This is a genomic window from Rhodococcus sp. YH1, from assembly GCF_009939605.1.
Taxonomy (GTDB): Bacteria; Actinomycetota; Actinomycetes; order Mycobacteriales; family Mycobacteriaceae; genus Rhodococcus; species Rhodococcus aetherivorans.
In genome coordinates this window covers 1-5,725 of record NZ_WVTE01000135.1, presented here as the reverse complement: position 1 = coordinate 5,725, position 5,725 = coordinate 1, and the positions used below count along the sequence as shown (strand labels likewise).

Here is a 5,725-nt window from a genome sequence, read left to right as displayed (position 1 = left end):
CCCCCACGACGAGCGTGTGGACGTGCGGCGGGAGGGTCACGATGCTGCGTGAGCACCCGCGCGCCGACGTCCTCGTGATCGAGCGGGGCGACGACGTCGGCGGCACCTGGCGGGTGAACACCTACCCGGGCGCGGCCTGCGACGTGCCGAGCGCGCTGTACTCGTTCTCCTTCGCGCCCGAACCGGACTGGTCGAAGGCCCACGGCACCCAGGAGGAGATCTACGCCTACCTGCGTCGGGTCGCGACGGAACAGGGCGTCACCGACCGGACGATGTTCGGGTGCGAACTGCGCGACGCGCAGTGGGACGACGAGAACACCCGCTGGATCGTGTCGACGTCGCGGGGCGACCTCACCGCCGACGTGCTGGTCTCGGCGACCGGTGCGCTGTCCACCCCGACCCTCCCGAAGGTGCCGGGCCTGGAGATGTTCCGCGGCAAGATGTTCCACTCGGCAGAGTGGGACCACGGCTACGACCTGCGCGGCAAGCGCGTCGCCGTGATCGGCACCGGCGCCTCCGCGATACAGTTCGTCCCCGCCATCGTCGACACCGTCGGGCACCTGACGCTGTTCCAGCGCACCGCCTCGTGGGTCATGCCCAAGCACGATCACACCATTGCGCGTCCGGTGCGCGCCCTCTACCGGCGTTTCCCGCTCGCGCAGAAGGTCGTTCGCGGGGCCGTCTACGGGCAGAAGGAAACGTACGTCGTCGGGATGACACGGCCGTTCGCGCGCCGGTGGCTCGTGCCGTTGTTCGAGCGCCGAGCGCTGTCGGTCCTCGACAAGCAGGTCCCGGATCCGGAGCTGCGGACGAAGCTCACCCCGGGGTTCCGGATCATGTGCAAGCGGATCCTGCTGTCCAACGACTGGTTCCCGGCGATCACCCGGCCCGACGTCACCGTGGTTTCCTCCGGGCTGACCGCGGTCACCGAGAAGGGTGTCGTCGACGAGGCGGGCAACGAGCACGAGGTCGACGCCGTCATCTTCGGCACCGGCTTCACCGTCACCGAACCGCCTGTGGCCCGGCACATCCGGGGACACGACGGCCGCACCCTGGCCGAGGTCTGGAACGGCAGCCCCAGCGCCTACCTGGGCGTCTCGGTCCACGGCTTCCCCAACCTTTTCCTGATGTACGGGCCGAACACCAACCTCGGCCACAGCTCGATCGTGTACATGCTCGAATCGCAGGCCGCCTACATCGCGGACGCCCTGCGCACCATGCGGTCCCGGGCACTGGCCACCGTCGAGGTGACCGCCGGCGCGCAGCGCGACTACAACGCCGAACTCGACCCCGCCCTCGCCGGCACGGTGTGGAACGCGGGCGGCTGCCACAGCTGGTACCTCGACCGCAAGGGGCGCAACTCGGTGATGTGGCCGACGTTCACCTGGCGGTACCGCGCCCGGACCAAGCGCTTCGATCCCGAGAACTATGTGACCCGTCCCGCTGCCGAAAGGATTGCGGCATGACCCATTACGACGTTCTGGTCGTCGGGTCCGGCTTCGGCGGCAGCGTCGCCGCGCTGCGCGCGACCGAGAAGGGCTACCGCGTCGGCGTTCTCGAGGCGGGCCGCCGCTTCGCCGACGACGAACTGCCGAAGACCAGCTGGCGACTGCGCAAGTACCTGTGGGCCCCGGCCCTGGGCTGTTACGGCGTGCAGCGCATCCACCTGCTGCCCGACGTCCTGGTCATGGCGGGCGCCGGCGTCGGCGGGGGATCGCTCAACTATGCCAACACCCTCTACCGGCCGCCGGCCCGGTTCTTCCAGGACCCGCAGTGGGGGCACATCACCGACTGGCAGGCCGAGCTCGGACCGTACTACGAGCAGGCGGCGCGGATGCTCGGCGTGCGCCCGAATCCGCTGACGACCCCCGCCGACGAGGTGATGCGCTCGGTGGCCGAGGAGATGGGGGTCGGCGAGACGTTCACCACCACGCCGGTCGGCGTGTTCTTCGGCGAACCGGGGAAGACGGTGCCGGACCCGTTCTTCGGGGGCGCCGGGCCCGAGCGCACCGGCTGCACCGAGTGCGGCGGCTGCATGACGGGTTGCCGGGTGGGCGCGAAGAACACCCTCGTCAAGAACTATCTGTACCTTGCCGAGCAGGCCGGGGCGACGATCCATCCGCTCACCACCGTCACCGAGATCCGTCCGCGCGCCGAGGGGGGATACGAGGTCCGTGCCCGCAGCACGAACCGGATCCGCAAGCGCCACACAGTGTTCACCGCCGACCAGGTGGTGTTTGCCGCCGGCACCTACGGCACGTCGCGGCTGCTGCTCGCGATGCGCGAGACCGGTGCCCTGCCGAGGTTGTCGCCGCGACTGGGCACGGTGGTGCGCACCAACTCCGAAGCGGTGCTCGCCGCGACGGCGCAGGACCGCACCGTGGACTACTCCCGCGGCATCGCGATCACCGCCTCCTTCCACCCGGACGACCACACCCACATCGAACCGGTGCGGTACGGCAAGGGCAGCAACGCCATCGGGCTGTTGCAGGCCCTCCTGGTCGACGGTGGGGGCCGGACACCGCGGCTGGTGAAGTTCCTCGCGGTGGCGGCCCGCAACCCCGCCGCGTTCCTGCGCACCCTGTCGGTGCGGCGCTGGTCCGAGCGGACCGTGATCGCGCTGGTCATGCAGACCGACGACAACTCCCTCGAACTGGCGAGCACGCGCGGGCCGTTCGGACGCCGGCTCACGAGCCGTCGCGGGCCCGGCACGCCACCGCCGGAGTGGATTCCGGTGGGTCACGAGGCCATCCGGCGGGTCGCCGGCAAGATCGACGGCGACGCGGGCGGATCGGTTGCGGACCTGGTCAACATTCCCATGACCGCGCACTTCCTCGGCGGCTGCGTGATCGGGGACTCGCCCGAGTCCGGTGTCGTCGATCCCTACCTGCGCGCCTACGGCCACGAGGGCCTGCATGTCGTGGACGGATCCGTGGTCAGCGCCAACCTGGGCGTGAACCCGTCGCTCACCATCACGGCGCAGGCCGAGCGGGCGATGGCGTTGTGGCCCAACAAGGGTGACGCCGATCCACGCCCGACGCTCGGATCCGGTTACGTGCCGCTCACTCCGGTGCGGCCGGTGCGGCCCAGCGTGCCGGAGTCGGCTCCCGCGGCGCTGCGCCTGCCGATCCATCCCGTCCGACGAGAGGAGGCCGCCCGTGTTGTGGAGCGTGCCTGAGAGCACCGACGAACGTACCGACTGGCCGACGTCCGCGCCGCCGCCGTGGTCGGCGCAGGCGCGCGCGGCCCTGTGGTGGCACCGCAGCGCGCCCGGGGCGGCCCAGTTCGGCCCCGGCGGCCGGACCCTGCCGTTCACCCTCGCGATGGTGGTGGACTATCTCGAATCGCCCGTCGGTCCCTACCGCGAGGTGCTCGCAAGTCCCGTCCTGCGCCCGGGGCTGATCCCGGCGATGGCCGTGCCGTTCATCGCCGTGGACTCCGAGGCGTCCGTGCACGGCGGGCGCGAGCACTGGCATCTGCCCAAGGTGCTCGCCTCGTTCACCGGCGACGTCATCGGCCGGTTCTCCGCCACGGGCGACACATGGAAGGTGGACACCGACGCGACCCCGCGCGGTCCGGAACTGCCGATCGTCGGGGGACTGGCGTTCGCACAGCCCGAACCGGACGGCAGCCAGGCCCGCGCCACGGCACGGCTGAGGGGACGGTTCCGCTACGCCCGGGTCCGCGTCGAGGCGCAGGGCCCGACACTGGGACGGTGGCTGCTGCCGGGGGCCCACCACGGCATCGTCATCACGTCGGGCCGGATGAGCATCGGCCCGGCCCGGACGGTGCGCTAGGGAACCTGCGGTGGGCTCACGACGCCTCGCGCATCGTGAGCCCACCGAGTTCGACGACGTACTGCCCGGCTGCGTCGTCCCACGTCACCGAGTAGGTGGTGGGGTAGTAGCCGGACTGCTGATACGCGCTCGGCTGCCGCAGTTCCTCGTGCAGGTCGGGCCGGGACGCCAGCCAGTCCCGGGTCATCATCGGCTCGATGAAGACGTGCCGGCCGTCCCACGAGCCCTGCAGGACCGTCTCGGTGAAGTGCCCGTGCGGCTCGGCGGTGTCGAGCCAGTGCAGTCCCATGTTGGGGACGGTGCCGAGAATCGGCTGGGGGTCCGACGGCGCGTAGCCTTCCGGGAGATACTTCGGGTCCGGCAGCTTCGCCGCCCGCTCGAGATACCCGGGGACGAGCGGGTTGATCGACTCCACCGTCGCGGTGTCGACGAGGTAGAAGTGCACATCGAAGTGCGGCTGGTCGAACCCGTGTTCCGGATTGTGGCCGTGAGAGTTCCAGTCCAGCGTGACATGGTCGACGACCGTCGCGGGCGCCCCGTCGGGAACGTCGAGCACGTAGGCCTCGGTGGTGGGCAGCAGACCGCTCGTGAGGCCTTCGAGGGCGGCGGCATCGAGGCGGACGCCGATCGCGGTTGGGGTGTCGTCGGGTCCGACGGTGACGTACGTGTGCGCCGATCCGTTACCGACGGGGCGGGGCGGGCCGTCGACGGACGTGGAGCCCTGGGCTCCGGCCACGGAACCGACGACGAGTGCCGTCGCCGTCGCCGTCACGCCGACGACTCCGAGCACCGCGAACGTGCGAAGGTGCACCACTGTCACGACTCCTCTCGCATGGTGAGTCCACCGAGTTCGACGACGTACTCCTGCGCCTGGTCGTCGAAGCTCACCGAGTAGGTGGTGGGGTAGTACGCGCTCTGCTGATAGGCCTCGGGCTGTTTCACCGGCTCGTCGATCGTGGGGCGGGTGAGCAGCCAGTCGCGGGTGAGCATCGGCTCGATGAAGGTCCATTCGCCGTCCCAGGATCCCTCGATGAGGATCTGGGTGAAGTCGTACTGTCCCGGCGCGATCGGCAGGGTGCCGTCGACCCAGTGCATCCCCATCTGCGGGACGAGCGCCATCTCCGGCGGACCGGCGGGCACGTAGTCGGCCGGCATGTATCGGGCTTCGGGCATGTTGGCCGCCGCGTCGGCGTACCCGGGTGCGGCCGGGTCGATCTCGGAAATCTGCTCGGCGCCGATCATGTAGAAATGGATGTCGAAATGAGGCTGGTCGAACAGTCCCACCGGTTCGTGCCCGTGCGGGTTCCAGTCCATGGTCAGGTGGTCGAACGCGGTCTCGTCCGCCTCGGCCGGGAACTCGAGCGTGTGCACCTCGAGGGCGTCGGAGAGGCCGTCGAGTGCCGTCGCCGAGAAGCGGACCCCGATCGCCGCGGGGGCACCGTCGTCGCCCTGCTCGACGTAGGTGCGGGCCGTGCCGTCGCCGACCTCGACGGTGGGGCCGTAGGAGTAGGGCTCGGATTCCGTGTCGGATCCGCTGGAGCAGCCGAGCAGCAGGGTGAGCGCGGTGCCGGCCGCGATCGCGATCCCGGAGGCGCGAGAGATCGGGTTGGTGCGCATGGCGAACCTCCTCCGGTGGGCTGAGAAGCAGGGTAGACCCGGCCGGCGGGTCCGTTGTGCGGAATCAGGCGATCGTGTGCGGACCGATCCCGCCCGCCTTTTCTTGACTAATTCCAGAAAAGGGGCATACTGGGGTCATGCAACGAGCGGATGAGCACCTCGACCCCCCGGCGCAACTGCGCTCCGTGGGTCTGCGGGTGACCGCTCCGCGTGTTGCCGTGCTCGGCGCGGTTGCCGCGCACCCCCATTCCGATGCGGACGAGATCGCGGCCGCGGTGCGGAGCGAACTCGGCTCCGTCTCCACGCAGGCG

General features: G+C 70.3%; 5 protein-coding genes and 1 pseudogene. 4 read left to right on the top strand and 2 right to left on the bottom strand.

Going from position 1 to position 5,725, the window contains the following annotated elements; genetic code table 11:
- Positions 1 to 14: 14 nt before the first annotated feature.
- The 3 genes from AIIKEEIJ_RS12090 to AIIKEEIJ_RS12080 are packed head-to-tail and all read left to right on the top strand — an operon-like array spanning position 15 to position 3,797.
- On the top strand, positions 15 to 1,466 hold the full coding sequence (locus AIIKEEIJ_RS12090) for a flavin-containing monooxygenase (RefSeq protein ID WP_338020939.1): 1,452 nt from the start codon (positions 15 to 17) through the stop codon (positions 1,464 to 1,466).
- Positions 1,463 to 3,178: an FAD-dependent oxidoreductase gene (locus AIIKEEIJ_RS12085; protein ID WP_029547197.1), complete on the top strand. Its 1,716-nt coding sequence runs from the start codon at positions 1,463 to 1,465 to the stop codon at positions 3,176 to 3,178. The genes AIIKEEIJ_RS12090 and AIIKEEIJ_RS12085 overlap by 4 nt, the downstream gene beginning before the upstream one ends.
- Entirely contained in the window at positions 3,171 to 3,797 is a 627-nt protein-coding gene (locus tag AIIKEEIJ_RS12080) for an acetoacetate decarboxylase family protein (RefSeq protein ID WP_029547198.1), read from the top strand. Before AIIKEEIJ_RS12085 ends, AIIKEEIJ_RS12080 begins: the two co-directional genes overlap by 8 nt.
- 16 nt (positions 3,798 to 3,813) lie before the next feature.
- Here AIIKEEIJ_RS12080 and AIIKEEIJ_RS12075 read toward each other — a convergent pair whose 3' ends face one another.
- On the bottom strand, positions 3,814 to 4,611 hold the full coding sequence (locus tag AIIKEEIJ_RS12075; protein WP_006945634.1) for a DUF5602 domain-containing protein: 798 nt from the start codon (positions 4,609 to 4,611) through the stop codon (positions 3,814 to 3,816).
- Positions 4,612 to 4,613: 2 nt separating this feature from the next.
- Complete coding sequence (locus AIIKEEIJ_RS12070; protein WP_006945633.1) at positions 4,614 to 5,414, bottom strand: DUF5602 domain-containing protein; 801 nt, start codon at positions 5,412 to 5,414, stop codon at positions 4,614 to 4,616.
- Positions 5,415 to 5,551: 137 nt separating this feature from the next.
- Here AIIKEEIJ_RS12070 and AIIKEEIJ_RS12065 point away from each other — a divergent pair.
- Positions 5,552 to 5,725 (top strand): annotated as a pseudogene (locus tag AIIKEEIJ_RS12065) (transcriptional repressor); the annotation flags it as partial.